General features: G+C 60.4%; 25 protein-coding genes and 5 pseudogenes. All 30 read left to right on the top strand.

Annotated elements, in window-relative coordinates:
- Positions 1–49 precede the first annotated feature (49 nt).
- On the top strand, positions 50–928 hold the full coding sequence (locus OMP38_RS01500; RefSeq protein ID WP_277563582.1) for a heptaprenyl diphosphate synthase component 1: 879 nt from the start codon (positions 50–52) through the stop codon (positions 926–928).
- Between the two features lie 5 nt (positions 929–933).
- Positions 934–1,654: pseudogene (locus OMP38_RS01495) on the top strand (demethylmenaquinone methyltransferase).
- On the top strand, positions 1,651–2,526 hold the full coding sequence (locus tag OMP38_RS01490; protein ID WP_277563581.1) for a UbiA-like polyprenyltransferase: 876 nt from the start codon (positions 1,651–1,653) through the stop codon (positions 2,524–2,526). The pseudogene OMP38_RS01495 and the gene OMP38_RS01490 overlap by 4 nt, the downstream one beginning before the upstream one ends.
- Positions 2,520–3,143 (top strand): UbiX family flavin prenyltransferase, encoded by a 624-nt coding sequence (locus OMP38_RS01485; protein WP_277563580.1) that lies wholly within the window; start codon positions 2,520–2,522, stop codon positions 3,141–3,143. The genes OMP38_RS01490 and OMP38_RS01485 overlap by 7 nt, the downstream gene beginning before the upstream one ends.
- Positions 3,133–3,546, top strand: a complete 414-nt coding sequence (locus tag OMP38_RS34365) for an MqnA/MqnD/SBP family protein (RefSeq protein ID WP_338130383.1) — start codon at positions 3,133–3,135, stop codon at positions 3,544–3,546. Before OMP38_RS01485 ends, OMP38_RS34365 begins: the two co-directional genes overlap by 11 nt.
- Positions 3,452–4,015, top strand: coding sequence for a menaquinone biosynthesis protein (locus tag OMP38_RS34360; protein ID WP_338130382.1), 564 nt, complete (start codon positions 3,452–3,454; stop codon positions 4,013–4,015). The genes OMP38_RS34365 and OMP38_RS34360 overlap by 95 nt, the downstream gene beginning before the upstream one ends.
- 15 nt (positions 4,016–4,030) lie before the next feature.
- A pseudogene (locus tag OMP38_RS01475) lies at positions 4,031–5,006 on the top strand (polyprenyl synthetase family protein).
- Between the two features lie 77 nt (positions 5,007–5,083).
- A pseudogene (gene ndk / locus OMP38_RS01470) lies at positions 5,084–5,528 on the top strand (nucleoside-diphosphate kinase).
- A 34-nt stretch (positions 5,529–5,562) separates the two neighbouring features.
- On the top strand, positions 5,563–6,399 hold the full coding sequence (locus tag OMP38_RS01465; protein WP_420869573.1) for a CheR family methyltransferase: 837 nt from the start codon (positions 5,563–5,565) through the stop codon (positions 6,397–6,399).
- 28 nt (positions 6,400–6,427) lie between these two features.
- Positions 6,428–6,619 carry a hypothetical protein gene (locus OMP38_RS01460; RefSeq protein ID WP_277563578.1) on the top strand — a complete coding sequence of 64 codons (192 nt, stop codon included), beginning with the start codon at positions 6,428–6,430 and terminating at the stop codon, positions 6,617–6,619.
- Between the two features lie 135 nt (positions 6,620–6,754).
- A pseudogene (aroC, locus tag OMP38_RS01455) lies at positions 6,755–7,931 on the top strand (chorismate synthase).
- Positions 7,927–9,045, top strand: a complete 1,119-nt coding sequence (gene aroB / locus OMP38_RS01450; protein ID WP_277565134.1) for a 3-dehydroquinate synthase — start codon at positions 7,927–7,929, stop codon at positions 9,043–9,045. The pseudogene aroC and the gene aroB overlap by 5 nt, the downstream one beginning before the upstream one ends.
- A 5-nt stretch (positions 9,046–9,050) precedes the next feature.
- Positions 9,051–9,422 (top strand): chorismate mutase, encoded by a 372-nt coding sequence (gene aroH / locus OMP38_RS01445; RefSeq protein ID WP_277563577.1) that lies wholly within the window; start codon positions 9,051–9,053, stop codon positions 9,420–9,422.
- A 500-nt stretch (positions 9,423–9,922) separates the two neighbouring features.
- A complete protein-coding gene (gene trpE / locus OMP38_RS01440) occupies positions 9,923–11,347 on the top strand; it encodes an anthranilate synthase component I (protein ID WP_420869614.1) in 1,425 nt (474 codons plus the stop codon).
- An 85-nt stretch (positions 11,348–11,432) separates the two neighbouring features.
- Complete coding sequence (gene trpD, locus OMP38_RS01435; RefSeq protein WP_338130381.1) at positions 11,433–12,431, top strand: anthranilate phosphoribosyltransferase; 999 nt, start codon at positions 11,433–11,435, stop codon at positions 12,429–12,431.
- Positions 12,421–13,233: an indole-3-glycerol phosphate synthase TrpC gene (gene trpC, locus OMP38_RS01430; RefSeq protein ID WP_277563576.1), complete on the top strand. Its 813-nt coding sequence runs from the start codon at positions 12,421–12,423 to the stop codon at positions 13,231–13,233. The genes trpD and trpC overlap by 11 nt, the downstream gene beginning before the upstream one ends.
- Positions 13,230–13,988 carry a phosphoribosylanthranilate isomerase gene (locus OMP38_RS01425; protein ID WP_277563575.1) on the top strand — a complete coding sequence of 253 codons (759 nt, stop codon included), beginning with the start codon at positions 13,230–13,232 and terminating at the stop codon, positions 13,986–13,988. The genes trpC and OMP38_RS01425 overlap by 4 nt, the downstream gene beginning before the upstream one ends.
- The gene (gene trpB, locus OMP38_RS01420; RefSeq protein ID WP_277563574.1) at positions 13,985–15,187 is read left to right on the top strand and encodes a tryptophan synthase subunit beta; all 1,203 of its coding nucleotides are present in this window, start codon (positions 13,985–13,987) and stop codon (positions 15,185–15,187) included. Before OMP38_RS01425 ends, trpB begins: the two co-directional genes overlap by 4 nt.
- Entirely contained in the window at positions 15,184–16,029 is an 846-nt protein-coding gene (gene trpA, locus OMP38_RS01415; RefSeq protein WP_277563573.1) for a tryptophan synthase subunit alpha, read from the top strand. Before trpB ends, trpA begins: the two co-directional genes overlap by 4 nt.
- 197 nt (positions 16,030–16,226) lie before the next feature.
- Positions 16,227–17,326: pseudogene (hisC, locus tag OMP38_RS01410) on the top strand (histidinol-phosphate transaminase).
- 3 nt (positions 17,327–17,329) lie between these two features.
- Positions 17,330–18,475, top strand: a complete 1,146-nt coding sequence (locus tag OMP38_RS01405) for a prephenate dehydrogenase (protein WP_277563572.1) — start codon at positions 17,330–17,332, stop codon at positions 18,473–18,475.
- A gap of 461 nt (positions 18,476–18,936) precedes the next feature.
- Positions 18,937–19,539 carry an RNA polymerase sigma factor gene (locus OMP38_RS01400; protein WP_277565133.1) on the top strand — a complete coding sequence of 201 codons (603 nt, stop codon included), beginning with the start codon at positions 18,937–18,939 and terminating at the stop codon, positions 19,537–19,539.
- Complete coding sequence (locus tag OMP38_RS01395) at positions 19,536–20,135, top strand: anti-sigma factor family protein (RefSeq protein ID WP_277563571.1); 600 nt, start codon at positions 19,536–19,538, stop codon at positions 20,133–20,135. The genes OMP38_RS01400 and OMP38_RS01395 overlap by 4 nt, the downstream gene beginning before the upstream one ends.
- A complete protein-coding gene (locus OMP38_RS01390; RefSeq protein ID WP_277563570.1) occupies positions 20,132–20,722 on the top strand; it encodes a histidine phosphatase family protein in 591 nt (196 codons plus the stop codon). Before OMP38_RS01395 ends, OMP38_RS01390 begins: the two co-directional genes overlap by 4 nt.
- 229 nt (positions 20,723–20,951) lie before the next feature.
- A complete protein-coding gene (locus OMP38_RS01385; protein WP_277563569.1) occupies positions 20,952–22,214 on the top strand; it encodes a hypothetical protein in 1,263 nt (420 codons plus the stop codon).
- 158 nt (positions 22,215–22,372) lie between these two features.
- Positions 22,373–22,552: an IDEAL domain-containing protein gene (locus OMP38_RS01380; RefSeq protein WP_090112787.1), complete on the top strand. Its 180-nt coding sequence runs from the start codon at positions 22,373–22,375 to the stop codon at positions 22,550–22,552.
- A 145-nt stretch (positions 22,553–22,697) separates the two neighbouring features.
- Positions 22,698–23,120 carry a DUF2487 family protein gene (locus OMP38_RS01375; protein WP_277563568.1) on the top strand — a complete coding sequence of 141 codons (423 nt, stop codon included), beginning with the start codon at positions 22,698–22,700 and terminating at the stop codon, positions 23,118–23,120.
- Positions 23,121–23,363: 243 nt separating this feature from the next.
- The gene (locus OMP38_RS01370; RefSeq protein ID WP_277563567.1) at positions 23,364–23,897 is read left to right on the top strand and encodes a Rieske (2Fe-2S) protein; all 534 of its coding nucleotides are present in this window, start codon (positions 23,364–23,366) and stop codon (positions 23,895–23,897) included.
- An 18-nt stretch (positions 23,898–23,915) separates the two neighbouring features.
- Positions 23,916–24,587, top strand: coding sequence for a menaquinol-cytochrome c reductase cytochrome b subunit (qcrB, locus tag OMP38_RS01365; protein WP_090112781.1), 672 nt, complete (start codon positions 23,916–23,918; stop codon positions 24,585–24,587).
- 19 nt (positions 24,588–24,606) lie between these two features.
- A complete protein-coding gene (locus OMP38_RS01360) occupies positions 24,607–25,476 on the top strand; it encodes a menaquinol-cytochrome c reductase cytochrome b/c subunit (RefSeq protein WP_277563566.1) in 870 nt (289 codons plus the stop codon).
- The last annotated feature ends 28 nt before the right edge of the window (positions 25,477–25,504 follow it).

The following is a 25,504-nucleotide window of genomic DNA, read 5'->3' as shown; positions in this document are numbered from 1 at the left end:
CAATTGAAAAAGCGACGACACCCGCGTTTTGCAACTCCGGAGGCTGAACATGACACGTAAACCAATCGCGCAATTGGCCCGCAAATATACAGAATACGATATGATCGCTAGGCATACGGACCTGCCCGAGTTCCCGGAAGGGCGCGTTCGTCTGCTTCAAGCCGTGCTTGCGGACCTGCAGGAGATGGGCGGACAGGCGGAGTTGTATCCGCTCGCGACTTCCTTGGTCCAGCTGGGCCTCGATACGCACGATCTCGTCGAAAACGAAGAGAGCGGCGCCAAAGCCCAAACGAAGCAAATGCGCGCCAGGCAGATGAAGGTACTGGCAGGCGACTATTTCAGCGGCCGTTTCTATCATTTGCTGTCCCAAGCCGGCCAGATCGAAACGGTCAAGCGGCTGAGCGAAGCGGTATGCGAAGTGAATCGGATCAAGATGTCCTTGTACGGCAAAATGAAGCAAATGCGCATGAACGCCGAAGAATACGTCAGCTACGGTTCAGCGATCCGGGGCGTTCTTTTCATGTCGTTCGGCCATCTGATGAACGGCATGTATGCCAAGCTGTGGCCCGAGCTCGTCGAACGCTTTTCCCGGTGCGAGCTGCTCCTCCAAGAACTGCTCCGGCTTCAGCGCCCGGATGAGCTGAGCGGAAGCTGGGGCGTATGGCATGTCATGGGCGAAGGCAGCGCCGAGGACCGGAGAGCGCTCGAGGAGCGGGCGGACGATCACGGCCTGCTTCGCCAGCTGATGGACAAGTATGGCGTTGCGGACAAGCTCGTCGCACAGCTGAGGCAGTCCGCCGGACAGCTCCAAGCGATGCTGCCCAAGCTTCCGTCGGACAAACTGGCGGCGGAGCTGGCGAGTTTAATCGAGCCGTTTCTACAGGGACCGGCGTGGGTGCCGGCCGCGGCGATCAAGGAGTTGGGATGACCAGAATGGATGCGAAGTCCAAGCAGAATCACGTTCATTCCGTCTTCGAGAGCATCGCGCCGAAGTACGATATGATGAACGACATTATCAGCTTCCGCCGCCACAAGGCGTGGCGGAAATTCACTATGCGCAAGATGAACGTAAAAAAACGGCGAGACTTCGCTGGATCTCTGCTGCGGCACCTGCGACTGGACCATCGCGCTGGCCGAGGCGAGCCGTACCGGACGAACCGTCGGACTGGACTTCAGCGCCGGCATGCTCGCCGTCGGCCGGGAGAAGGTCAAGCAAAAGGGCTTGGACAAACAGATCGAGCTCGTGCAGGGCAACGCCATGGAGCTTCCTTTTGCGGACAACGCGTTCGATTATGTGACGATCGGCTTCGGGCTTCGCAACGTGCCCGATTACGCCAAGGTACTTTCCGAAATGCATCGCGTCGTCAAGCCGGGCGGACAGGTCGTCTGTCTGGAGATGTCCAAGCCGGGTTGGCAGCCGTTTAAAGCCATTTATTATTTCTACTTTAAAAAGTTGATGCCCCTGCTCGGCAAGCTCGTGGCGCGCAAGTACGACCAGTACCGCTGGCTGCCCGAGTCGCTGGCCGATTTTCCCGACCTGCCGAGGCTTGCCGAGATGTTCAGAGAGGCCGGCCTGCAGGAAGTGCGCGCGTATCCGCTAGCCGGCGGCGTCGCGGCGTTGCATATGGGGAAGAAAGGGAATGAACGGGCATGATTCGGAAGTTAAAGATTTTCCTCGAAATGATTAAGTTTGAACATACGATATTCGCTTTGCCCTTCGCCTACGTCGGCACGATCCTAGGCTCCGTCACCGTTAACCGCGAGCTGCCTTCGTGGGCGCAGTGCGGTTGGATCCTGCTCGCGATGGTCGGCGCGCGGACGGCCGCGATGAGTTTGAACCGGATCATCGACAAGGCCATCGACGCGCGCAACCCGCGAACGGCGGGAAGAGCGATTCCTGCGGGCTTGCTGAAGTCGTCCGAAGCGGTGCTCTTCGTTATCGTTTCCTTCGCTCTGCTGTTCTGGGCGGCATCGCAGTTGAACCCGCTGGCGCTTAAGCTGATGCCGGTCGCGGTATTTATGACGGTCATCTATTCTTACACCAAGCGCTTCACGTGGGCCTGCCATCTTGTGCTGGGGCTCACGCTCGGACTCGCCCCGCTCGGGGGCTGGGTGGCCGTCACCGGGACGATCACATGGCCTGCAGTCGTGCTGTTCGCGGCGGTCGCCTTGTGGTCGACGGGCTTCGATATTATATACGCCTGCCAGGATGTCGACTTCGACCGCAAGGAAGGCTTGTACTCATACCCGGCGCGCTTCGGCATCGCCACGGCACTGATGACCGCCAGGGTCATGCATGTCGTCACGCTCGCCGGCTTCGTTTTGCTCCTAGCCATGACGGACCTCAGCTGGTGGTATCTGGCCGGCACCATCGTGGCGGCCGTGCTGCTTTACTATGAGCATCAGCTTGTGAAGCCTAACGATTTGAGCAAGCTGAATGCCGCTTTCTTTACGATGAACGGCGTGCTTAGCACGGTTTTGTTCGCGTTTACCTTCATTGATCTCGTGCTGGTGCACAGATGGTGAGGCAGGCGGATCGTCCTCGTCGTTGGGCGGTCGGAATTACCGGCGCGAGCGGTGCGACTTATGGCATCAGCTTGTGCCGGGAGCTGCTGAGAGCGGGTATCGATGTACACCTGGTCATCTCCGAAGCGGGATGGCGCGTGCTCAAGGAGGAGCTCGGCTGGAACGCGACCAAGCGCGCCGCTTCTGTAGCCGAGGCTTTCGCGGACATAGAAGGCGGCGAGCTGGTCTACTATCCGCCCGGCGATATTGGCGCCGCGATCGCAAGCGGGTCCTTTCGATGCGAGGGGATGGTCGTCGTCCCTTGCTCGATGGGGACGCTCTCCGCGATCGCCCACGCCAGCTCGGACAACCTGTTGACGCGGGCGGCCGACGTAACGATGAAGGAAGGGCGCCCGCTGCTGCTGGTGCCGCGTGAGACGCCGCTTAGTGCGGTGCATTTGGAAAACATGCTGAAGCTCGCTCGGATCGGCGTCCGCATCATTCCTGCGATGCCCGCGTTTTACCAAGGTCCGCAGTCGCTTGAAGATGTCGTCAGGTTCATGACCGGCAAGATCATGGACGTCATGGGACTGGATCATCATTTATACAGCAGATGGGGCGAAAGCAATGAATCTTGACCGAACGGAGCCGATCCGGATCGGCAGAATCGACTATACGAACGTATGGCCAGTGTTCCATCACTTCGAGCCCGAGCAGCTCCGCTGCGCGCCTAAGCTGGTGCGGGCAATGCCCGCCGAGCTCAACCGGCGGCTGCGCGAAGGCGCGATCGACATGGCGGCGATCTCTTCGTTCGCCTATGGCCTTAACAGCGAAGACTACGTACTGCTTCCGAATCTGTCGGTGAGCGCACGCGGTCCCGTACAGTCGATTCTGCTGTTCCTGAAGTCACCGCTCAAAAAAGGTGCTGGACGGCGGTCGGATCGCCATGACGACCACGTCGGCTACCTCGGTGAATCTATTAAAAATTTTGATGGAAAAATTTCACGGCGGCCATCCGGTATACGAATCCGCCGAACCTGACCTTGATTCGATGCTGAAGCATGCCGACGCCGCGCTTCTCATCGGCGACCACGCCATTCGGGCCTCCTGGGTAAACCATGGCTACGAGGTCGTCGACCTGTCGGACAGCTGGTATCGGTTTACGGGCATGTGGATGACCTTCGCGGTATGGGCCGTCAGACGGGAGGCCGCCGCCGAGAAGTCTGCGGACATCGGAGAGATCTACGGGGCCTTGGTCAACGCCAAGCGGCGTTCGTACGGCGACATGCGGCCTGTGATCGAGCACGCGCTTCGATCCGTCGGCGGTACCGAGGCCTATTGGAAAAGCTACTTCGACGGGCTGAACCACGATTTCGAGGCGGGACAGCGCGAAGGCTTGTCGTTGTTTTTCAAATACGCGAGAGAGCTCGGCTATATGGACAAGAATGTCGCGATCGAGGAATGGAGCTTGGCCGGACCGGTCGCGACGCCAGCGGCACCACCACAATGAACCGAAGGTGACTATATGAAGTTGATGCAGCTCTACGCTTCACTCAAATCCGATCTGCAGGCGATCGAAGACGCGCTGGCAAGCAGCGTCGCCAGCGACCTGCCGCTCCTGAACGAATCGGCGCTGCACCTGCTGAAGGCGGGAGGCAAGCGCCTGCGTCCGGTGTTCGTGCTGCTGTCGGGCAAGTTCGGCCACTATTCGCTCGACCAGCTCAAGCGCGTCGCCGTGCCGCTCGAGCTTATTCATATGGCGTCGCTCGTGCACGACGACGTGATCGACGACGCGGACACGCGCCGCGGGCAGCCGACGGTCAAGGCGAAGTGGGACAACCGCATCGCGATGTTCACCGGCGATTATCTGCACGGCAAGTCGCTCGTCATCGCGACGGAGCTCGCGCAACCTCGCATTCATCAGATTTTGTCCGGCGCGATCGTTCAGATGTGCATCGGAGAGATGGAGCAGATTCGCGACTTTTTCAACACGGAGCAGAGCGTCCGCAACTATTTGCTGCGCATTCGCCGCAAGACCGCGCTGCTCATCGCCATCAGCTGCCAGCTCGGCGCGATGGCGGCGGGCGCGCCTAAAAAAGCAGTGCGACATCTTGTACCGGTACGGCTACAACGTCGGCATGCTGTTTCAAATCACGGACGATCTGCTCGATTTGTGCGGCACGGAGAAGGCGATCGGAAAGCCGCCGGGCAGCGACCTGAGGCAGGGCAACATTACGCTGCCCGTCCTTTACGCGCTGCAGGAACCGGCGCTTCGGGACAAGCTGCTGGGCGAGATCGCCAGCATTCAGGCCGCGGGCGGGATGGCGGATTCGAGCGCGGCCGTCAAGCTCGTGCGGGGCAGCTCGGGCATTCGGCAGGCCGAGGCGCTGGCCGAGCGGTACATGGCCAAGGCGCTTAAGCTGCTTGAAGGCTTGCCGTCGATCCCCGCGCGCAAAAATTTAGCCGATATCGCGAGATTTGTGGCGCAAAGAAGCTATTAATCGGCATGATTGTGGTAAAATGATGGAAATGCCGCGGATGCGCCGGACAGGCCTTTCGTAATACAGGGGGTTGAATGATGGAACGCACGTATCTCATGGTAAAGCCTGACGGCGTCGAACGGGGGCTGATCGGGGAGATCGTCGGCCGCTTCGAGCGCAAGGGACTGAAGCTGATCGCCGCCAAGCTGATGCGGGTAACGCCAGAACTGGCCGAGCGGCATTACGCCGAACATAAGGGCAAGGTCTTTTACGACCGTCTGATTACCTTCATTACTTCCGGCCCCGTTTTCGCCATGGTATGGGAGGGCGATGAAGCCGTCGCGGCCGCCCGCCAGCTGATCGGCAAGACGAGCGGCATCGAGGCCGCTCCGGGGACGATTCGCGGAGATTACGCGATACATACGAATTACAACTTGATTCACGGCTCGGATTCGCACGACAACGCGCTTCGCGAGATCGGCATCTTTTTTTGACGAGGATGAGCTTCTCGACTACGAAAAAGTCATTCAAGTGTGGATCTAGGCAGTTTAGCCAGCGTTACGAACCGACGGGGAGCATGGGCATGAGCGAACATTCAGCGCGGATGGCGCCGGAGGACGAGGATTTCGCCAATTTTATCGCGAACGTCCGCAAGGCTACGTCCATCGATCTTTCGCAGTACAAAGAAACGCAGATGCGCAGGCGGCTTACGACGCTGCGCGTCAAAAACGGTTTTGCCGATTTTTCTTCCTATTTTAAAGCGATCATGGACGAACCGCGCCTTCGCAACGAATTTTTGGACCGCATGACGATCAACGTCTCCGAATTTTGGCGCAACCCGAATCGCTGGAACATGTTGATGGAGCGATTTCTGCCGGACATGATCAAGCGTTCGCCCAAACTTAAAGTTTGGAGCGCCGCATGCTCGACGGGAGAAGAGCCTTATACGATCGCGATGATCCTCGACCGGCTCGGGGCCCTCGGCCAAGCGACGCTGCTCGCGACCGATATCGACGAGGGCGTGCTCGCCAAAGCCAAAAACGGCATCTACCCCGAGCGCTCGATCCGGGAAGTGCCGAAAGGCATGGCGGACGTTTACTTCAAAGGCGGCGGCGACTTCTTCCAGGTCGACGACAAACTGAAGCGCGCCGTCCGGTTCCAGAAGCAAAACCTGCTTTTCGACTCGTTCCAGGACGGCTTTGACTTGATCGTCTGCCGCAACGTCATGATTTACTTTACCGAAGAAGCGAAGCAGCAGCTGTACGAGAAGTTCGCCAAGGCGCTGAAGCCGGGAGGCATCCTCTTCGTCGGCAGCACCGAGCAGATTTTCTCGCCCGGCCAATATGGGCTGGAGACGGCTGACACTTTTTCTACCGCCGCATCGTATGAAGCGGCCTCCGCTGCGCGATACTAGGAGCGATCAAGAGGCAGCGGAGGGAATCATGGACAAGCGCAAAGCGATCGAAGCCTATCGGAACGGGCTCATCACGGCGCAGGAATGCGCGCAAATCATGGGGCTAGAGCATCCGTCTCTGCTTAGCCTGGTGCCTGAAGCGGTGCAAGCTCGCCTCGCGGCGAAGGACAAAGCCGTCTCCGGCGAAGACAGGCGAGACATGGCCGGCTCCCGCGACTGAAGCAGCGTCGGGAAGGGCCGCGCCGAATCCCGGTCCGTCCGTATGGGCGGGCTCTTTTCTTGTCAAAAGCTTTAACGCTGTACTATAATAAACAAAAGTATTCGAGGTTGCCGCAAGACTCGGGGAGGAACTCACTTGACACTACGCTACTTAACCGCGGGGGGAGACGCACGGCCCGCAGCTTACCGCTATTATCGAAGGTTTGCCGAGCAATCTGGAGCTTGATTTCGAGGCGCTTAACTTCCAGCTTCAACGCAGGCAAAAGGGACACGGCCGCGGACGGCGGATGCAGATCGAGCAGGATACGGCCCAGATCGTGGGCGGCGTACGCCACGGCCGCACGACCGGCGCGCCGGTCGCGCTTATCGTCGCCAACAACGACTGGAAGCACTGGACTTCGGTCATGAACGTCGAGCCGATCGAAGGCGGCGACGAGGCCAAGCGGCGCGTGCACCGTCCGCGTCCGGGCCATGCCGACCTGAACGGCGGCATCAAGTACGAGCAGAAGGACCTTCGCAACATTTTGGAGCGTTCCAGCGCGCGGGAGACGGCTGCCAGAGTGGCCGTCGGCGCCGTCGCAAGACAGCTGCTCGCCGAATTCGGCATTCGCGTAGCCGGCCACGTCGTCTCCATCGGCGGGATCAAAGCGCCGCCGCTTCCTGCGGACATCGGCGTGGACGAACTGATCGAGCGTACGGAGTCTTCCTCCGTTCGCGTCATCGACGCCGAGACGGAGCAGCGGATGATCGAGCTGATCGATAAGACCAAGGCGGACGGGGATTCCATCGGCGGCGTCGTCGAATGCATCGTGACGGGCCTGCCGATCGGTCTCGGCAGTCACGTACAGTGGGATCGCAAGCTCGACGGTCGTATCGCCCAGGCGGTCGTTTCGATCAACGCCTTCAAAGGCGTCGAGATCGGCATCGGCTTCGAGGCGGCCGATCGTCCCGGCTCGCAGGTTCACGACGAGATTTTATATACCAATGAAAAGGGCTATCATCGGGCGAGCAACCGATTGGGCGGCTTCGAAGGCGGCATGACGAACGGCGAACCGATCGTCGTGCGCGGCGTCATGAAGCCGATCCCGACGCTGTACAAGCCGCTGAAAAGCGTTGACATCGACACGCGCGAGCCTTTTACCGCTCAGGTCGAGCGTTCGGATGCGTGCGCGGTGCCGGCGGCGAGCGTCGTGATGGAGAACGTGGTCGTCTGGGAAGTCGCCAAAGCGTTTCTTGAAAAGTTCGGCGGGGATTCCATGGAAGAAATCCGCGCGAACTACGAGAATTATATGAAGCAGACGAGGGCCTATTAAATGGCCGCCGCGGGGGGAAGTCCGCGAACTGACCGTCGATCTTGGCGAACGCTCCTATCCGATCTATATCGGGTCGGGCCTGCACGCGAAGTCCGGCGAATACTTTGAGCGGCTGGGCTTGCCTGCAGGCTCGCCGCTGCTGCTCGTCACCGACGCGTCCGTTCATGGCTTGTATGCGGACAACATCAAAAAATCGCTGCAAAAAGCGGGTTACCGGGTGACCATGTCCGTTGTGCCTTCGGGCGAATCGTCCAAGTCGCTTGCGCAGCTTGACGCGCTCGTCGCCGATGCGCTGACGGGCGGACTCGACCGCAAATCGACGGTCGTCGCGCTGGGCGGCGGCGTCGTAGGCGACCTGGCAGGTTTCCTGGCGGCCGTCTACATGCGCGGCGTTCGCTTCGTGCAGATGCCGACGACGATACTCGCGCACGACAGCAGCGTCGGCGGCAAGACCGCGGTCAACCACAGTCTCGCGAAGAACATTATCGGCGCCTTCCATCAGCCCGAAGCGGTGCTGTACGATCTGGACGCGCTCGTGAGCCTGCCTGAACGGGAGGTCCGGTCCGGCTTGTCCGAGGTGATCAAGCACGGCCTCATCTGGGACGCCTCATTCGTGGAGTGGTGCGAGCACAATGCGGAGCGACTGCTCGCGCTCGAGCCCGACGCGCTCGGATACGCGCTCTATGAAGGCTGCAAGGTCAAGTCGATCGTCGTCTCCAGGGACGAGCGGGAAAACGATCTTCGCGCGATCCTCAATCTTGGCCATACGATCGGGCATGCGCTCGAGGCTGCGGCCGGCTACGGCGAGCTGCTGCACGGCGAAGCGATCGCGATCGGAATGGTCGGCTCCGCGCGTCTTGCGGCCCGGTTCGGCTATGGAGAAGAGATCGCCGATCGAACGGAAGCGATCTTCCGCAAGTTCGGATTGCCGGTTCGCATACCTGCCCACCTTGACGCCGTCGAGATCATGAAGGCGATGCAGCACGACAAAAAGTTCAGCGAAGGCAGCATGGTATTCGTCGTGCCGACGTCGATCGGCAGCGTCGAGATTAGACGCGACGTAAGCGCAGCATGGGTAAGAGAGACCGTCGAAGGGTTGACAGAGGAGGCTTGAAGCGCATGAGCATGAGAGGCATTCGAGGCGCCATTACGGTGGACGCCAATGAAGCAGCACCTATATTAGAAGCGACGATCGAGCTGCTGGACGCGATCGTCGAAGAGAACGGTACGCGCCCCGAGGACATTTGCAGCGTATTCATCACGGTGACGCCGGATTTGGACGCGACGTTCCCGGCCAGCGCAATTCGGAGAATGGCGGGCTGGGAGCTGGTGCCGTTGATGTGTTCCGTGGAGATTCCCGTCAAAGGCGGGCTCGAGCGCTGCATACGGCTCATGGTTCACGTGAATACGGATGCGACGCAAGCGGAGATTCGCCATGTCTATCTCGGCGAAGCGGTCAAGCTTCGGCCGGATCTCTCGTCCGCCCGTTGACGCCCTCCCTCCGGCGATGCTATAGTAGAAACATTACTTGGCGCAGAACCGTCGGCCGGAGGGACGACGACTTACGCGCGGGTGAGACGAGCAGAGATGAGATGAGCGGAGCGGCCGAATACGGTTCCTTGCGGATCGTGAAGTCGGCATAGGCAGCGAGCGAACCGAGACATTCGTCCGGGCGATTGCGCGTCTACATATCCCTTATCCATGATGTCACCTCTGCGGTCGCAGAGGTGATTTTTGCGTTTTCAAGGCTCGTGATTCAATCGCCGGTATCAGAGCCGGCGCATCGGCGGGTTCGCATCGGTTGCGGATCTGGAGAGGGGAGAGACAAGAGATGGAACAGCAGCGCGGGAAAGAGCTTCAGGAGGTTATTCGGCTGTCCGCCGCCTATAATGTCATTCCGGTCGTCAGAAGGTTGATGGCGGACACGGAGACGCCGATTCGCGTCTTCCAGCAGCTCGGCCAGGGGGGGGCGCGCCTTCTTGCTCGAAAGCGTGGAGGGCGGCATCAAATGGGCGAGATATTCGTTCATCGGCACGGATCCGTTCATGGTGCTTCGGCTGAAAACAAACAAAGTGACCATCGAGCAGGGAGGACGCGAGGAGACGTTCGAGACGACGGATCCGCTGAAGCTCCTGCGAGAGCGACTCCGGGGCTATCGCAGTCCCGCGCTGCCTGACCTTCCGCCGTTTACGGGCGGCGCGATCGGATTTTTCGGTTACGACCTGCTGCAGTATTACGAGCGCAGGCTGCCGCCGCATCGCGAGGACGACCTGAACATGGACGACATGCACTTCATGTTCTGCGACCGAATCGTCGTTTTCGACCACTTCAAGCAGCAGGTGCTCGTCATCGGCAACGTGCATGTATCAGACGGCGCAACCGAAGAAGAGATCGAACGCGAATTCGATAAGGTTTCCGCAAGCATGGACGATACGATCGCGCGCATGCGTCAGCCGCTGCCGCCATCTGCGCCTGCCGTGGGTACGCCGCCCGCGGATCCCGAACTCGGGGATGTAAGGTCGAACCTGACCAAAGAGCAGTTCATCGCGAACGTGGGCCAAGCGAAGGAATACATCAGGGCGGGCGATATTTTCCAAGTCGTGCTCTCCCAGCGCTTTCACATCGAGACGGAGGTCGATCCGCTTCAAGTGTACCGGATGCTGCGGACGATGAACCCTTCGCCCTACATGTACATGCTGAAGCTGGGCGACGAGGTGATCGTAGGCGCCTCGCCCGAGCTGCTCGTCAAAGTCGACGGCGACCGCGTCGAGACCCGGCCGATCGCGGGCACGCGTCCGAGGGGCCGAACGCCCGAAGAAGACGCCGCTCTCGCCCAGGAGCTGCTCGCGGACGAGAAGGAGCGCGCGGAGCATGTCATGCTCGTCGATCTGGGCCGCAACGACCTGGGGCGCGTCTCCGAATTCGGCACCGTGCGCTGCGATTCGTACATGGAGATCGAGCGGTACTCGCACGTCATGCACATCGTGTCCAACGTCACGGGCAAGCTCGCACCGGACAAAACGTTTTTCGACGCGTTCCTGTCCTGCCTGCCGGCAGGCACCGTGTCCGGCGCGCCGAAGCTGCGCGCGATGGAGATCATCTCCGAGCTTGAGCGCGAGGCGCGGGGCGCGTACGCGGGCGCCATCGGCTACTTCGGCTTCTCCGGCAACATGGATACGTGCATCACGATCCGCACGATCGTGTTCAAGGGCGGCAAAGCCTACGTGCAAGCGGGAGCGGGGATCGTATGGGATTCCGTGCCGGAGAGCGAATATGAAGAGACGGTCAATAAGGCCAAGGGCTGCCTCAAGGCCATCCGCGCCGCGGAAGCGATGTTCCCTTCGCCTGCGAAGACGAAGCAAGGCAGGCTGATCGTCATGGCGGGCGACCGCGGCACGAACCTGGACTACGATTGATCGGCTCAAAATAAAGCTCGGGAGGGTATGACGATGACGGTAATAGACGCGAATATTACGATGCCGCAAGCGATGGCGAAGCTCGATGGCCGGCCACGATCTGCTGAAGGAAGAAGCGCATGGCGTGATGAGCCTCATCATGCGGGGCGAAGCGACGCCTGCGCAGATCGGCGCGGCGATGGTCGCGCTCCGGCTCAAAGGCGAGAGCATCGAAGAAATCACCGGCTTCGCGGAGGCGCTGCGGGACTTCGGAAGCAAGGTGGCGGCTCCTCACGAGGACCTGCTGGATACCTGCGGCACGGGCGGATCGGGCATTCATAAATTCAATATTTCCACCTCGTCGGCGATCGTCGCGGCGGCGGCGGGCGCCAGGGTCGCGAAGCACGGCAACCGCGCGATGAGCGGCAAAGCCGGCAGCGCGGACGTGCTCGAGGCGCTTGGCGTGAACATTCAGCTTACGGCGGACCAAGCCGCGTCTTGCCTGCGCGATACGGGCATCACGTTCATGTTCGCCCAGCTGTACCATCCCGCCCTGAAGCACGCTGCTGGCCCGCGCCGCGAGCTCGGCGTCCGCACGATCTTCAATATGCTCGGGCCGCTCGCGAATCCGGCAGGCGCCGATCGCCAGCTGATGGGCTTGTACGACAGGACCAAGACCGATGTCGTCGCCGCCGTGCTCGGCAGGCTTGGCTTGAAGCGGGCGATGGTCGTCGGCAGCCATGACGGACTCGACGAGATCAGCCTTTCCGCGCCGACGCAAGTGTCGGAGCTGAAGGACGGCGTCGTCACGACTTACGATATTACGCCTGAAGATCTGGGCCTTGCGACACTGCCGCTCGGGGAGCTGATCGGCGGCGACGCGGCCGAAAACGCCGTCATCGTGCGCCGCATTCTGGCCGGTGAGCGCGGCGCCTACCGCGACGTCGTTCTGGCTAACGCAGGCGCATGCATTTATGTAGCGGGCCGGGCTAACAGCCTGGCGGAGGGCGTCAAGCTCGCCGCGGAGACGATCGACTCGGGCGCAGCAAGCGCGAAGCTGGCGGAATGGATCAAGCGGACGGAGGAGCTCGGACATGTTTCTTGATCGGATCGTAGCGACGAAGAAAGAAGAAGCGGAGGCGTTGAAGTCTTCGATGAACTTGAGCGCGGCGGAGCGCGAGATCGCGAGCCTGCCCGCTTGCCTGGGCTTCGAAGCGGCGCTTCAAGCGGGCCGCCGCAACCGTCCGGTCGGATTGATCGCCGAGGTGAAGAAGGCGAGCCCGTCCAAGGGGCTCATCCGGCCGGACTTCCATCCGGTTCAGCTTGCTAAAGCCTACGAGGCAGCCGGCACGGACTGCATCTCGGTGCTGACGGACGTTCAGTATTTTCAAGGCAGCAACGATTATTTGCGCGGCGTCCGCGAAGGCGTGAACGTCCCGCTGCTGCGCAAAGACTTTACGATCGACGAGCGTCAAATCTACGAAGCGCGGCTCATCGGCGCCGACGCGATCCTGCTCATCGCGGCCATACTGGACAAGCGTCAGCTCGACGCCTATCATCGGCTCGCGCGCGACATCGGGCTGGACGTGCTCGTCGAGGTCCACGACCGTCCCGAGCTCGAGACGGTGCTCGAAGTCGGGCTCGCGACGCTCATCGGCGTCAACAACCGCAACCTGCACACGTTCGAGACCGATCTGTCGGTCACGGAGCAGCTGATCGCCCTCATGCCGCAGGGCGTCACGGCCGTCAGCGAGAGCGCGATCGCTTCTCGGGACGATATCGCGTTCGTCGGCCGGGCGGGCGCGCAAGCCGTGCTCGTCGGCGAGCACTTCATGCGGCAGCCGGACGTCGGCGCGGCGATCGAAGGTCTGCTCGGTCCTGTCGTAAAGACGGGAGCCGCAGGATGAACGGTACGGACGATAGAAATCGGACGCCGCTGACTACGGCGGATCCATCCGCGCGTCCGGCGGTAAAAATATGCGGCATCATGCAGGCCGAGACGCTGAAATCGATGGACGGCATGCCCGTCGACTATATCGGCTTCATCTTCGCGCAGAAAAGCCGGCGCTACGTGGCGCCGGAGCTGGCGGGAGAGCTGATCCGCGCGTCGCGCGAATCCAGGATGGCGGGAGGCCGGCCGCCGCTTGCCGTCGGCGTGTTCGTCGACCCGACGCTCGAGGCCCTCGAAGCCGCGCTCGCGGCCGCGGAGCTAGACGTCGTGCAGCTGCACGGCAAAGGGGAGACGCCGGATTTTTGCCGGGAGGTCGGCCGTCGCTTTAACGTAGAAGTATGGCGCGCGCTGTCCGCTGGCGGCGAAGACATAGCATCGGGCGGATTTGCGGCCGAAGGCGAAGCGGCAGATAACGGGCCCTCGCGGCTGGCAGCCTACGCCGGCGCCGTATCCGCCGTGCTGATCGACACGGCCGGCGGCGGCACGGGACGCGCCTTTCCATGGGGAACGATTCCGGCCTACGAGCGGGCGGCCGAGTCTGCCGGCATTCGTTTGTTCGTGGCGGGCGGCCTGGATCCGGACAACGTAAGGGAACTGCTGTCGGCCTATAAGCCTGACGGCGTTGACATTTCAAGCGGCGTCGAGACGAACGGCGTCAAGGACGCGACTAAAATCGCCGCATTCGCGGAAAGGGTGAAGCAGCAATCATGACGACGACTCAAGTGCCGGACACTTACGGCCGATTCGGCAGCTTCGGCGGGCGGTACGTGCCCGAGACGCTGATGAACGCGCTGTACGAGCTGGAGGAAGCATACGACCGTTACAAGGACGATCCCGATTTTCTGGCGGAAGTGCGTTATTTGCTCAAGCAATATTCGGGACGTCCGACGCCGCTGTACTACGCGGAGCGCCTCACCGAGCATCTCGGGGGAGCCAAGATCTATTTGAAGCGCGAGGACTTGAACCATACCGGCGCCCACAAGATCAACAATACGATCGGTCAAGCGGTGCTGGCGAAGCGGATGGGCAAGAAGAAGATCATCGCCGAGACGGGCGCGGGCCAGCATGGCGTCGCTTCCGCGACGGTCGCCGCGCTGCTCGGCCTCGAATGCAAGGTGTTCATGGGCGAGGAGGACACGAAGCGCCAGGCGCTGAACGTTTTCCGCATGAAGCTGCTAGGCGCCGAGGTCGTTCCCGTTACCTCGGGTACCCGCACGCTGAAGGACGCCTGCAACGAGACGCTTCGCTACTGGGTCAGCCACGTCGACGACACGTATTACATTCTCGGCTCGGTAACGGGCCCGCATCCTTACCCGATGATGGTTCGGGATTTCCAGCGCGTCATCGGCCTCGAGACGAAGGATCAGATTCTCGAAGCGGAAGGCAGGCTGCCCGACGTCATCGTCGCGGCGGTCGGCGGCGGCAGCAATGCGATGGGCATTTTCCATCCGTTCGTAGCGGATACGTCCGTACGCCTGATCGGCGTCGAAGCGGCAGGACGGGGCGTCGACACCGACAAGCACGCGGCGACGATGACCAAGGGGACGCCGGGCGTCTTCCAGGGATCGATGAGCTACGTGCTCCAGGATGAAGGCGGACAGGTGCAAGAAGCGCATTCGATCTCCGCGGGTCTCGACTATCCGGGCATCGGGCCGGAGCATGCTTACCTGAAGGACGTCAAACGCGCGGAGTACGTGCCGATCACGGACGCGGAGGCGCTTGACGCGCTCCAGCTGCTGTCCCGCAAGGAAGGCATCATCCCGGCGCTCGAATCGGCGCATGCCGTCGCGCACACGCTGAAGCTGGCGCCGACGCTGCCGAAGGACAAGACGATCGTCATCAGCCTTTCCGGGCGCGGAGACAAGGACGTTGAATCGATCATCGGATATTTGGGAGGGGATCTGCCATGAGCACGGCCACGGCGAACGCGATCGACACCGTATTTGCGGAGCTTGCCGCAAGGGGAGAGACGGCGCTCATTCCTTTCCTGACGATGGGCGATCCCGACCTTGACACCTCGGTCAAGCTGATTGCCGCCGCCGAAGCGGCCGGCGCGCATATGATCGAGCTCGGCGTGCCCTATTCGGATCCGCTGGCCGACGGTCCGGTCATCCAGCGCGCCTCCGAGCGGGCGCTCCGTCACCGGATTTCGTTGACCGACTGCATTGGCGTCGCGAGCAAGGCGCGCGCGGCAGGCGTACGGATGCCTTTCATTTTGTTCACGTACTTTAATCCGGCGCTGCAGCTCGGACTCGAGCGGTTTTTCGGCCTGCTGCAAGAGCATGGCTTCAGCGGGGTCATCATTCCCGACCTGCCACTCGAAGAGGATACTGAAGTGCGCGGGATCGCGGAGCGGACGGGCGTCCATCTCATTCCGCTCGTCGCGCCGACGTCCGAAGCGCGCGTCGAACGGATCGCTTCCAAGGCGAAAGGCTTCGTCTATTGCGTGTCGTCGCTCGGCGTGACCGGCGTGCGTTCCGATTTTCACGCGGGCATCGACCGGTTTTTGGAGACGGTCCGCCGCGCGTCCAGCGTGCCGATCTGCGTCGGCTTCGGCATCTCCTCGCGCGAGCAGGCGGAGCGATTCGCGGGCGTGGCAGATGGCGTCATCGTCGGCAGCGCGATCGTGCGCCAGGTCGAAGCGTCGCTGCCGCCGGAGGCGCTCGGCGATAACGCGCTGACGGAGGCCGGGCTGGCCGCGGTACAGGCGTTTATCGCGGATTTGAAGCCGCGCAAATCCGAGAAAGCCTAGTAGGGAAGCGAGCGGACGCCGGCAGCTATCGGGCGGATGCGTGGGAACGGAAAAGCCAGCGAGCGGTAGGCGCTCGCTTGAAAGCTTTGCATCTGTACAGCGACATAGAGATATGTCACAATAGAAGCATGTTGTTCTTGGGACGGAGCGGACAATCGCTCCGTCCTTTATGATGAAGCCAGGGAGGAAACCATCCGATGCAGCCCAAACCGAATATCGTCGATTTGCCCGTCTATCAACCCGGCAAGCCGATCGAAGAAGTAAAGCGCGAGCTTGGCCTCGACGAGGTCATCAAGCTGGCTTCCAACGAAAATCCTTTCGGCAGCTCCCCCGAAGGCGGCGGACGCGATTCGCCGCGAGCTCGAGCAAATCAGCATCTATCCGGACGGCGCGGCCGTCGAGCTGACGAACGCGATCGCGAAACGAACGGGCGTGAACGCCGATCAGATTATTTTCGGGGCCGGCTCCGACGAAATTATATTGATGATCGCGCGCGCTTACTTGCAGCCGGGAGACGAGACGGTCATGGCCGTCGAGACGTTCCCGCAGTACAAGCATAACGTCACGATCGAAAACGGCGTCAGCGTCGAAGTGCCGCTCGCCGACGGCAAGCACGATCTGCCGGCGATGCTGGCCAAAGTCAACGACAAGACGAAGATCGTATGGGTCTGCAATCCGAACAATCCGACGGGCACGATCGTGAGCGACGACGAGTTGACGGCGTTCCTCGACCAAGTGCCGGACCGCGTCCTTGTCGTGCTGGACGAGGCTTATTGCGAATACGTGGAGGATCCGTCCTATTCGGACGGATTGGCGCTGCTGAATCGCTATCCGAATCTCATCCTGCTGCGTACGTTCTCGAAGATCTATGGACTCGCCTCGCTTCGCATTGGCTACGGCATCGGGGCGCCGGGCTTGATTCGCTCGATCAACCAGGTCCGCGAGCCGTTCAACACGTCGAGATTCGGCCAGGCGGCCGCGCTCGCTTCGCTGAACGACGACGAGTTCCTCGACCGCTGCCGCACGGCTAACCGCGAAGGACTTGCGTTTCTTCGTGCCGAGTTCGACAGGCTGGGACTCGACTACTTCCCCCGCGCACGGCAACTTTATTATGGTTGACGTAAAGCGTCCTTCGCTGGAAGTATTCGACGCGCTGCTCCGCAAAGGCGTCATCATCCGGGCCGGCCAGCGCGGCTATCCGACGCGCATCCGCATCACGGTCGGGAGCGCAGAGCAGAACGCGAAGGTCGCGGAAGCGCTTGAAGCCGTTCTGCAGGAAATCGGGGTGCAAGCGTAGGGTATGATCGAAGGCAAAGCCGTTCACGAAACGTCGCAAACGACACCTAACGGAAAAGCTCTCCGGATCGCCATTTTCGGCGTCGGATTGATCGGCGGCTCGCTGGCGCTATGCTGGAAGGGCAAGCCCGGGCTTACCATCGTCGGCCATTCGGTGAACGCGGCATCGGTCGACAAATATTTGGCGCTCGGCGTCGTGGACGAAGCGACGACGTCGGTCGAAGCGGCAGCGGCCGACGCGGACGTCATCGTGCTATGCGTCCCGGTGGGCATGCTCGACGATTATTTGAAGCGGCTGTCCGAGCTGCCGCTGAAGGCGGGATGCATCATCACGGACGTCGGCAGCACGAAGGCGTCCGTCGTGAGCTATGCGGAGCGGCTGAAGCTGAGTGGCGCGGTGTTCATCGGCGGTCATCCGATGGCCGGTTCGGAGCGCTCCGGCGTCGAGGCCGCCACTCCGGATTTGTACGAAAATGCGTTTTACGTGCTGACCCCGTCGCCGGGCACGCCGCCTGAGACGATCGAGCGGCTCGAGGAGCTGCTTCGCTGGACGCGCGCCAACATCGTCAAGATCGAGGCGGGCCTCCACGACGACATCGTCGGCGCGATCAGCCATCTGCCGCATATCATCGCGGTCGCGCTGGTCAACCAGATCGCGGGATACAACGAATCCAACGATTTATATCGACGCCTGGCCGCCGGCGGATTCCGCGACATTACGCGGATCGCGTCCAGCGATCCATACATATGGCGGGACATTCTGCTAGGCAATCGCGACGTCCTGCTCAAGCTGCTCGCCGACTGGCGCGGCGAGATCGCCGCGTTCGAACGGCTGCTCGAGGATCGGGATGGCGAAGGCATCGTCGAGCGGTTCAGCGGCGCTGGCCGGTTTCGCGACAATCTGCCCGAACGGCGCAAGGGCATGATCACGTCGTTGCACGAATGCTACGTCGACGTGCCCGATCAGCCGGGCATCGTCGGACGGATCGCGACGGAACTCGGGCAGGCTCGGATCAATCTCAGCAATTTGCACATTATCGAGAGCAGAGAGGACGTGCCCGGCGTGCTGCGGCTGTCCTTCCGTCACGGCGAAGATCTCGATCGCGCCGTCGAACTTCTCCGAACGCTCCAATACTCGGTTTATTTTTAGCTTCGAACGTCGCAGGGTCCTACAGGGTCCTGCGGTTTTTATTTTTAATAAAAAATGAAAACGCTTATTGACAATATGAAAACGGATACATATAATAAAAGTACAGTATGGTTTCTCTCCACTCCTATCCTAATCCTGAATGCTTTATGCATTCGCACCGCCCGTTGTGGCGGTGTTTTTTTTTCTGCCTTTAAGTTTCACACGAGAGGAATACGAAGATAAATACATCGGATTTTAATTTGCTTGCCGCGTTTTGGTTCGTTCAAACCCAATATTGAGAAATTTTTAAGGCTAATTTAATTCTTTACGCCAGCTTACTATGATACAATGATGATATCTTATGTAAAAAAATGGGGATGCCATGAATCTTTTGGCTGCAATCGCAACTTTATGTCCGAACGCCGGTATAACGTTATACAGGCTGAAGACGTCCCCCGGAAGGTGGAGGTCGCGTTAAAATGATGACCGATTCTCAACTGATTCGGGAAATCAAGGAAGGCAACGCGGAGTTGTATTCCGAGTTGATGGCCAAGTATCAGAAGAAGATCCTGTCTTTTATTTATCATATGCTGCGCGGCGCCAAGCTCGAGATGATGGCCGAAGACCTGTGCTCCGAGACTTTTTACAAGGCTTATCGGAGTTTGCATTCGTTTCGAGAGGTTGACGCTTCGTTTTCCACCTGGCTTTATACGATTTCGCGCAATACGGTGCTGAGCGAGCTTCGCAAGCAAAAGGCGGCCCATTTGTCGCTCGACGATACGACCTACGTGCCGCTCGCTCCTTACGAGGCGGCGCCCGAGCAGACGCTGCTCCGCAACGAAAAAGTGGCGATGGTGCGCGAGGCAATCAATAACCTGCCCGAGAAGCAGCGATCCGCGCTGGTGCTAAGAGAGTATGAGGGGCTCGATTATCAGGAGATCGCGGGCATCCTCGGACAGACGGTAAGCGCGGTCAAGTCGCTGCTGTTTCGCGCCAGAGCCAGCGTGAAGATTCAATTGGAAAAGTACTTTCACGAGCCCGAGCCGGCCTTGATGAAGGTATACGAGGAGTTGAAGTCAAGATGACCCTGACGTGCGGACACGTTCAGCAGCAGATGGAAGCGTATTGGGATCTCGAAGAGGGCGATCCGCAGCGGCGCGAGATCGACGCGCACGTCGCGGGCTGCCCGGCTTGCGCTGCCGAGTTCCGGTGGTGGGAGGAGAGCGTGGCGCTCATACGCGAGGTGGCGCTTGAAGAATCCGGGTCGGTGCCCGCGCAGGCAGCCCAGGCGGTTAACGCCAGCGTGATGAGCCGAATCTACGCGGAGGACGGCTGGCTGCTGCCGCCTGCGCGCAGGGCTTACACGTTTACCGGCCCGTTCCGTCGAAGGGTCGTCACGATCGTCGCCTGTCTGCTGGCGTTATGCGGCAGCGGCATTTTGCTTACGCTTTACGACCGCATGCATGCGGACCGGACGCAGTCGGCGAGCATTATGGAAGCGGCCGGCGCGGGCGATATGCACGGAGCGCTGCAGATCGATATGCCCGTGTCCCGCATGAGCGATCCGTTCGTGCTGAATTCTTCGCCGGCGATGCCCGGTTATTGGATTATGCTGTCCGTGCTCGGCATATTGACGGCATTTCTCATCGTAAATTGGTATACGAGGTTGAAAAAAGCATGAGCGGCAGGATGAAATTAGGTTTGGTCAGACACGGCGTCACCGCTTGGAACATAGCCGGCCGGATCCAAGGCGCGACGGACATTCCGCTCAGCGCGGAGGGCGAACGTCAAGCGCTTCTGCTGGCGGACAGGCTTCGCCGGGAGCCGGCGACCTGGGACGGCATCGTCAGCAGCGACCTGATGCGCGCGAGGCGAACGGCCGAACTGATCGCGGAGCGGCTGGAGCTGCCGCTCGTCAGCGATGCCATGCTGCGCGAACGCGGCTTCGGCGAAGCGGAGGGCACGACGGAGGATGAGCGCGTGGCGCGGTGGGGCGCCGATTGGCGCGGACGGGTTCCCGGCCAGGAGTCGGATGCGCAAGTGAGAGCCAGAGGCCTGGCTTTCGTAGAGGGGTTTGCCTCGAGCCACCCGGGGCAGAGCTGGCTGGTCGTGACGCACGGGAGCTTTTTGGCACAATTGCTGCAGGCGCTCGATAGCGGCGTGGACGACAGCCGAATCGCGAATTTGTCCCTGACGATTTTGGAGCGCGAAGACGGAGGCTGGGTACCCACGCTGCACAATTGTACGGCGCACCTGGGGATGGCGTGAACTGCGTTTCGCGCGTCTTCCTGATGCCTGTCCTTGCTAGATTCGAATGGAAGAATCGACTGCTGCTCGCGTAGCGGTCGATGCGTCACGAACCCTAATTTATATGATTGAAGCCGACCGGCAGATTCCGGTCGGCTTTTTTTACGCGGGCGCCCGGTATGCCGCGTACGTTTAAATGCGGGTCATCGCGACGATACTGCTCCTATCAGCGGTTTTAGGAGGGATCCCGATGAATCTGGCGGACATGCTCAGCTATGCGGACATCGCGCAGTTGTCCGGCATCGCGGAAGTCTATCAATGCGAATGCAGCAGCCATTCCAAAAACGAGCTGATCCAATCGATCTTGAGCGCCGTGCAGCGGCGCGAAGTGCTGGCGCGGCGCGTCGAAGAGATGAGCCTCGGCGATCTCCGGTTTTTGAACTCCCTTCTTTTCGAAAAGCGGGCGGCCTACAGTCTCGAGGACTTGACGGCAAGAGCCGCGCTCGCGGCAGATCCGGCACTTCCGCAGGCGGCCGATGCCAAGCAGCAGGCACCGATCGGCGCGACCCAAACGAACGGTGCCGGCAAAGGCAGCGGCCCAGCCGCTAATCGCACGGCTTCGGGCGGCCGGAAAAAAGCAAAGCAGCCAGAGGAACCGAAAAGTCCGGCCGACGAACGAAGAAGCGCGATCGCGAGGTTCAAGCGCTACGGCTGGCTGTTCGGCGGCATCACGCAGCAGACGCGGTATTTGTTCCATGTGCCGGAGGATGTGAAGAAAAAGCTGTGCGACGCAATCGAAGACCAGTTTCGCGGGGGCATCGCGCTTCGCGACGAACCGCCGGCGTACCGCGACGAGCGTGGCATGATGGCCGGGGACCTTGTCCGAATGCTCAAGTTCGTCAGAGACCACGATACGCCACTGACCGCGGAGGGATACCTCTATAAGAGGCAGCTCCAGCAGCTGCTGGACACGTTTTCGGTGTTGGAGCAGGTGCCTGCGAAGACCGCTTTCCGCTTCGGATACGGCCGGCGCTTCAAGGAATATCCGGAACGCTTCTCCTTGCTCTACGACTATGCTTACTATTCTGGCTTGCTTCTTGAAGAGGACGGCGAGCTAAGGCTCTCGGAACGGGGGCGGGAGATGACCGACGGCAATTCGTCTTGCGATCCCGCGGATTTGTACCGGTTCTGGCTGAGACTCTACAAGCTGCCCGTACAGAATCTGCAGGCGCTGGCGCAGTGGGTCATGCGGCTATCCAGACATTCGTGGGTGACCGTCGCTTCGCTTGGCGCCACGCTGCTGCCGCTTGTGAAGCCCTACTACTACGATACGGAAAAAAACGTGTTCGAGCAACGTACCCTGGCGATGATGCTTCACCTGGGTCTGTTGAGGCTCGGAGAGACGGCAGAAGGGGAAGCGGTCGTAACGATGACGCCGCAGGGCGTCGTACTCGTCGCCGGAAGCGAGATCGGATTCGAGGATTCGCTGCCCTGGTCGTACGGAGCCGTTTAAAGCGAAGGGGATTCCTGCGCGAGTCGTGCGAGGCCTTGAAGGAGCAGGCTATGGGACGGAAGCGAAGGTCCGGCAATCACGTCGCGGCTTAGGCCGCCAAATAAGCGCGAGGCACGGTTAAACGCCGGATGCCACGCGAACGATCAGGAGGGCAACCCATGGACATTAGAATCGCATACGAGACGATGCTCGGCCTCGCGGCCGAGATGACGCTTGACGAGGCGCTGCGCAAATACCGCAAGGAGCAGTTATACGGCGAGATCGACCACGCGCTCGAAGAAGGAGATTCCGAATCGTTCCTGCGGTTGACCGAAGAGCTCAAAGCCATCCTCCATTAGGAGAGGCCCCGTTTATCAGGCAGGCTCGCCCGCGCGCCGGGGCGGGCTTTTTTGCTAGCCTGCAAATGAGTCAAAAAATGGCTTGCAAGCGCGTGTGAATCGGGTAGGATAGAGGAAGCATGCGGAAAGGAAGGAAGTCGAAGCGATGAGATTCAGCGAGTTTGACGAAGACAACTGGGGCGACCTTCAACCCTATCTGGACACCGCGCTGCTGCCCGTGACGGGATTGCTCGGCGGCGAGACGCCTCCGTCCGCGGCCGAGCTCGTCGGCGCGGCGGGAGATTGGCTCGCGCCGATCGAATCGGCGTTCAAGGGCAGGACGGTCACCTATCCGGCCAATCATTACATAGGTCCGGGCGACGAAGCTTCGCTCGACGCGCTTTGTAACAGGATCAAATCAGGCGGCTTCAAGTTCGTCGTCGTCGTGTCGGGGAAGCCCGGCTGGGACGCGACGCGCGTGCCGTCGGCGGATCTTTTCGCCGGTCCGACCGGCGAAGAGAGCGTCCCGGACGCGGACGCGCTGCGGCGAAGCGTGTCGGATATGTGGAAGCGTTCGCCGCAGGGATGAGGCAAGCCCGCGCCCCGGTCTGCATAGGATCGGGGGAACGGGGCATAACAAAAGCATGTTGGCCCTCGGTTAAATGTGACAAAATGACAACATTTTAGTTCGCGTAAAACCGAGATGTGTCCAAATCGGGAACGGGCATTCTTGACGCTCTTTGACACGTGGGATATTATAGGTATGTCCTTGTGAACAAAAGGTGAAAGTCCGTACCGGACGCGATTTTGGTGGGCAAAGGGGGTAGAAAAAATGGACCACAATCAGCAGCACGAAACCTCGCATAAGCCGATCAAGCGCAATGAAATGACAAGACGTCAATTTCTATCTTATACGCTCGGCGGAGCCACTGCATTCATGGCGGGCGGAGCAATCTTGCCGATGCTGCGCTTCGCTGTAGACCCGCTTTTGCAGAAGAAGGCTGAGACCGCTTTCGTTAAGGCAATCGAGGAGAAGGACGTGACCAAGGAGCCGAAGAGCATCGACTTCAAGGTTCACCAGGTCGACGGGTGGTACGAGAGCGACCCGAAGCTCCAAGCTTTCGTAGCGAAGGGCGACGACGGCAAGATTTTCGCGCTGTCCCCGGTGTGCAAGCACTTGGGCTGCACGATCAGCTGGAGCGGCGAAGAAGCGCCGAATCTGTATCACTGCCCTTGCCACGGTGCAAGATATACGAAAGACGGCAAAAATCTCAAGGTGGCGCCGAAGCCGCTTGACGAATACCAAGTCAAGGTCGAAAACGGCTGGGTATATCTCGGACCGCTGGAATCGAACACACGGGTATAGAAGGAGGGCGTCTCGTCCATGTTTAAAGGCATGTATAACTGGATTGACGAACGTCTCGATGTTACGCCGATGTGGAGAGATATCGCGGACCACGAGGTGCCTGAGCACGTTAACCCGGCTCATCATTTCTCCGCGTTCGTATATTGCTTCGGCGGACTGACGTTCTTTATTACCGTCATCCAGATCCTTTCGGGGATGTTTCTTACGATGTACTACGTGCCGGATATCATCAACGCGTATTACAGCGTCGACTATCTGCAGCACCAGGTCGCCTTCGGCGTGATCGTCCGGGGCATGCACCACTGGGGCGCGAGCCTCGTTATCGTCATGATGTTCCTACATACGCTTCGGGTCTTCTTTACCGGCTCCTACAAGGCGCCGCGCGAGATGAACTGGGTCGTGGGGATGCTCATTTTCTTCGTCATGCTGGGACTGGGCTTCACCGGTTACCTGCTTCCGTGGGACAACAAAGCATACTTTGCAACCAAGGTAGGCATGGAGATTGCGGGTTCGGTCCCGTGGATCGGCGGATATATCAAGGAGTTGCTGGCCGGCGGCACGATCGTCGGCGCGCAGACGCTGACTCGATTCTTCGCGATTCACGTGTTCTTCCTGCCCGGCGTGCTGCTCACGCTGCTTGCCGCACACTTCTTCATGATTCGCAAACAGGGCATTTCCGGGCCGCTGTAAGAGAGAGGAGTGGCAAGCATTGGCACATGGTAAAGGCAATTCTAACGAGAAGATCGTATTCGTAGGCGACTCGCGCATTCGCAAGCCGCACCCGGACAAGCCGGCGCCGCCGGACTACACGGCGTTTCCCGGCAAGTCCGAAGCGTTCATTCCGAACTTCCTGCTGAAGGAATGGATGGCGGGCGTCGTCGTGCTCGTAGGCTTCCTGACGCTGACGATCGCGGAGCCCGCACCGCTCGGCTATCCGGCGAACCCGCTTAACGGCGCGTTCATCCCGATGCCGGACTGGTACTTCCTTTTCATCTATCAGCTGCTGAAGTATCCGTACACGTCCGAACACTATATCGTACTCGGTACGATCGGCATCCCGGCGATCATGTTCGGCGCCCTGTTCCTCGCGCCGTTCCTCGATACGGGCAAGGAGCGCCGCTTCTATCGGCGGCCGATCGCCTCTGCGCTCATGTTCGTCACGTTGATCGCCAGCGTCTACCTGACTTGGGTATCGTGGCATCACTATACGAAGGAGCTCGAAGCGAGCGGCACGATTCCCGAGCATATCGAGCGGGAGATGAAGTCCGAGGAGCAAATCGCCGAAGGCAAGGGCCGCTTCATCTACGGCAAGGAGAAGGTGCCGGCACTGGTCGCGCCGGAGGACGAAGCGTTCTCCGTCACGATGAAGGCGCAGTGCATCGCCTGCCACGGCACCGAGCTTCAGGGTCAGGTCGGCCCGATGCTGGCGGGGATCGGCGATACGCTGAACCACGATCAGATCAAAGAGATCGTTACCAACGGTAAAGATGGCATGCCTGCCTTTAAGGGCACGCTGTCCGACGAAGAGATCGACAAGGTCGCGACTTGGCTGGCGAAGCAAAAGGCCGCAACCGAATAAGACATACGATCAAAGGGCCTGACCGGCA

This window comes from Cohnella ginsengisoli, assembly GCF_029525555.1.
GTDB lineage: Bacteria > Bacillota > Bacilli > Paenibacillales > Paenibacillaceae > Cohnella > Cohnella ginsengisoli.
This window is presented reverse-complemented; position numbering and strand designations above follow the sequence as displayed.

Excerpts from the sequence above, each read along its gene's own strand:
- OMP38_RS01400 (WP_277565133.1), top strand. The coding sequence starts at position 18,937 with ATGACCGATTCTCAACTGATTCGGGAAATCAAGGAAGGCAACGCGGAG.
- trpD (WP_338130381.1), top strand. The coding sequence starts at position 11,433 with ATGGCCGGCCACGATCTGCTGAAGGAAGAAGCGCATGGCGTGATGAGC.
- trpB (WP_277563574.1), top strand. The coding sequence starts at position 13,985 with ATGACGACGACTCAAGTGCCGGACACTTACGGCCGATTCGGCAGCTTC.
- qcrB (WP_090112781.1), top strand. The coding sequence starts at position 23,916 with ATGTTTAAAGGCATGTATAACTGGATTGACGAACGTCTCGATGTTACG.
- OMP38_RS01405 (WP_277563572.1), top strand. The coding sequence starts at position 17,330 with ATGATCGAAGGCAAAGCCGTTCACGAAACGTCGCAAACGACACCTAAC.
- trpC (WP_277563576.1), top strand. The coding sequence starts at position 12,421 with ATGTTTCTTGATCGGATCGTAGCGACGAAGAAAGAAGAAGCGGAGGCG.
- OMP38_RS01390 (WP_277563570.1), top strand. The coding sequence starts at position 20,132 with ATGAGCGGCAGGATGAAATTAGGTTTGGTCAGACACGGCGTCACCGCT.
- OMP38_RS01380 (WP_090112787.1), top strand. The coding sequence starts at position 22,373 with ATGGACATTAGAATCGCATACGAGACGATGCTCGGCCTCGCGGCCGAG.
- OMP38_RS34360 (WP_338130382.1), top strand. The coding sequence starts at position 3,452 with ATGACGACCACGTCGGCTACCTCGGTGAATCTATTAAAAATTTTGATG.
- OMP38_RS01485 (WP_277563580.1), top strand. The coding sequence starts at position 2,520 with ATGGTGAGGCAGGCGGATCGTCCTCGTCGTTGGGCGGTCGGAATTACC.
- aroH (WP_277563577.1), top strand. The coding sequence starts at position 9,051 with ATGAGCATGAGAGGCATTCGAGGCGCCATTACGGTGGACGCCAATGAA.
- OMP38_RS01465 (WP_420869573.1), top strand. The coding sequence starts at position 5,563 with ATGGGCATGAGCGAACATTCAGCGCGGATGGCGCCGGAGGACGAGGAT.
- OMP38_RS34365 (WP_338130383.1), top strand. The coding sequence starts at position 3,133 with ATGAATCTTGACCGAACGGAGCCGATCCGGATCGGCAGAATCGACTAT.
- OMP38_RS01375 (WP_277563568.1), top strand. The coding sequence starts at position 22,698 with ATGAGATTCAGCGAGTTTGACGAAGACAACTGGGGCGACCTTCAACCC.
- OMP38_RS01490 (WP_277563581.1), top strand. The coding sequence starts at position 1,651 with ATGATTCGGAAGTTAAAGATTTTCCTCGAAATGATTAAGTTTGAACAT.
- OMP38_RS01460 (WP_277563578.1), top strand. The coding sequence starts at position 6,428 with ATGGACAAGCGCAAAGCGATCGAAGCCTATCGGAACGGGCTCATCACG.
- OMP38_RS01395 (WP_277563571.1), top strand. The coding sequence starts at position 19,536 with ATGACCCTGACGTGCGGACACGTTCAGCAGCAGATGGAAGCGTATTGG.
- OMP38_RS01425 (WP_277563575.1), top strand. The coding sequence starts at position 13,230 with ATGAACGGTACGGACGATAGAAATCGGACGCCGCTGACTACGGCGGAT.
- OMP38_RS01370 (WP_277563567.1), top strand. The coding sequence starts at position 23,364 with ATGGACCACAATCAGCAGCACGAAACCTCGCATAAGCCGATCAAGCGC.
- OMP38_RS01385 (WP_277563569.1), top strand. The coding sequence starts at position 20,952 with ATGAATCTGGCGGACATGCTCAGCTATGCGGACATCGCGCAGTTGTCC.
- trpA (WP_277563573.1), top strand. The coding sequence starts at position 15,184 with ATGAGCACGGCCACGGCGAACGCGATCGACACCGTATTTGCGGAGCTT.
- OMP38_RS01500 (WP_277563582.1), top strand. The coding sequence starts at position 50 with ATGACACGTAAACCAATCGCGCAATTGGCCCGCAAATATACAGAATAC.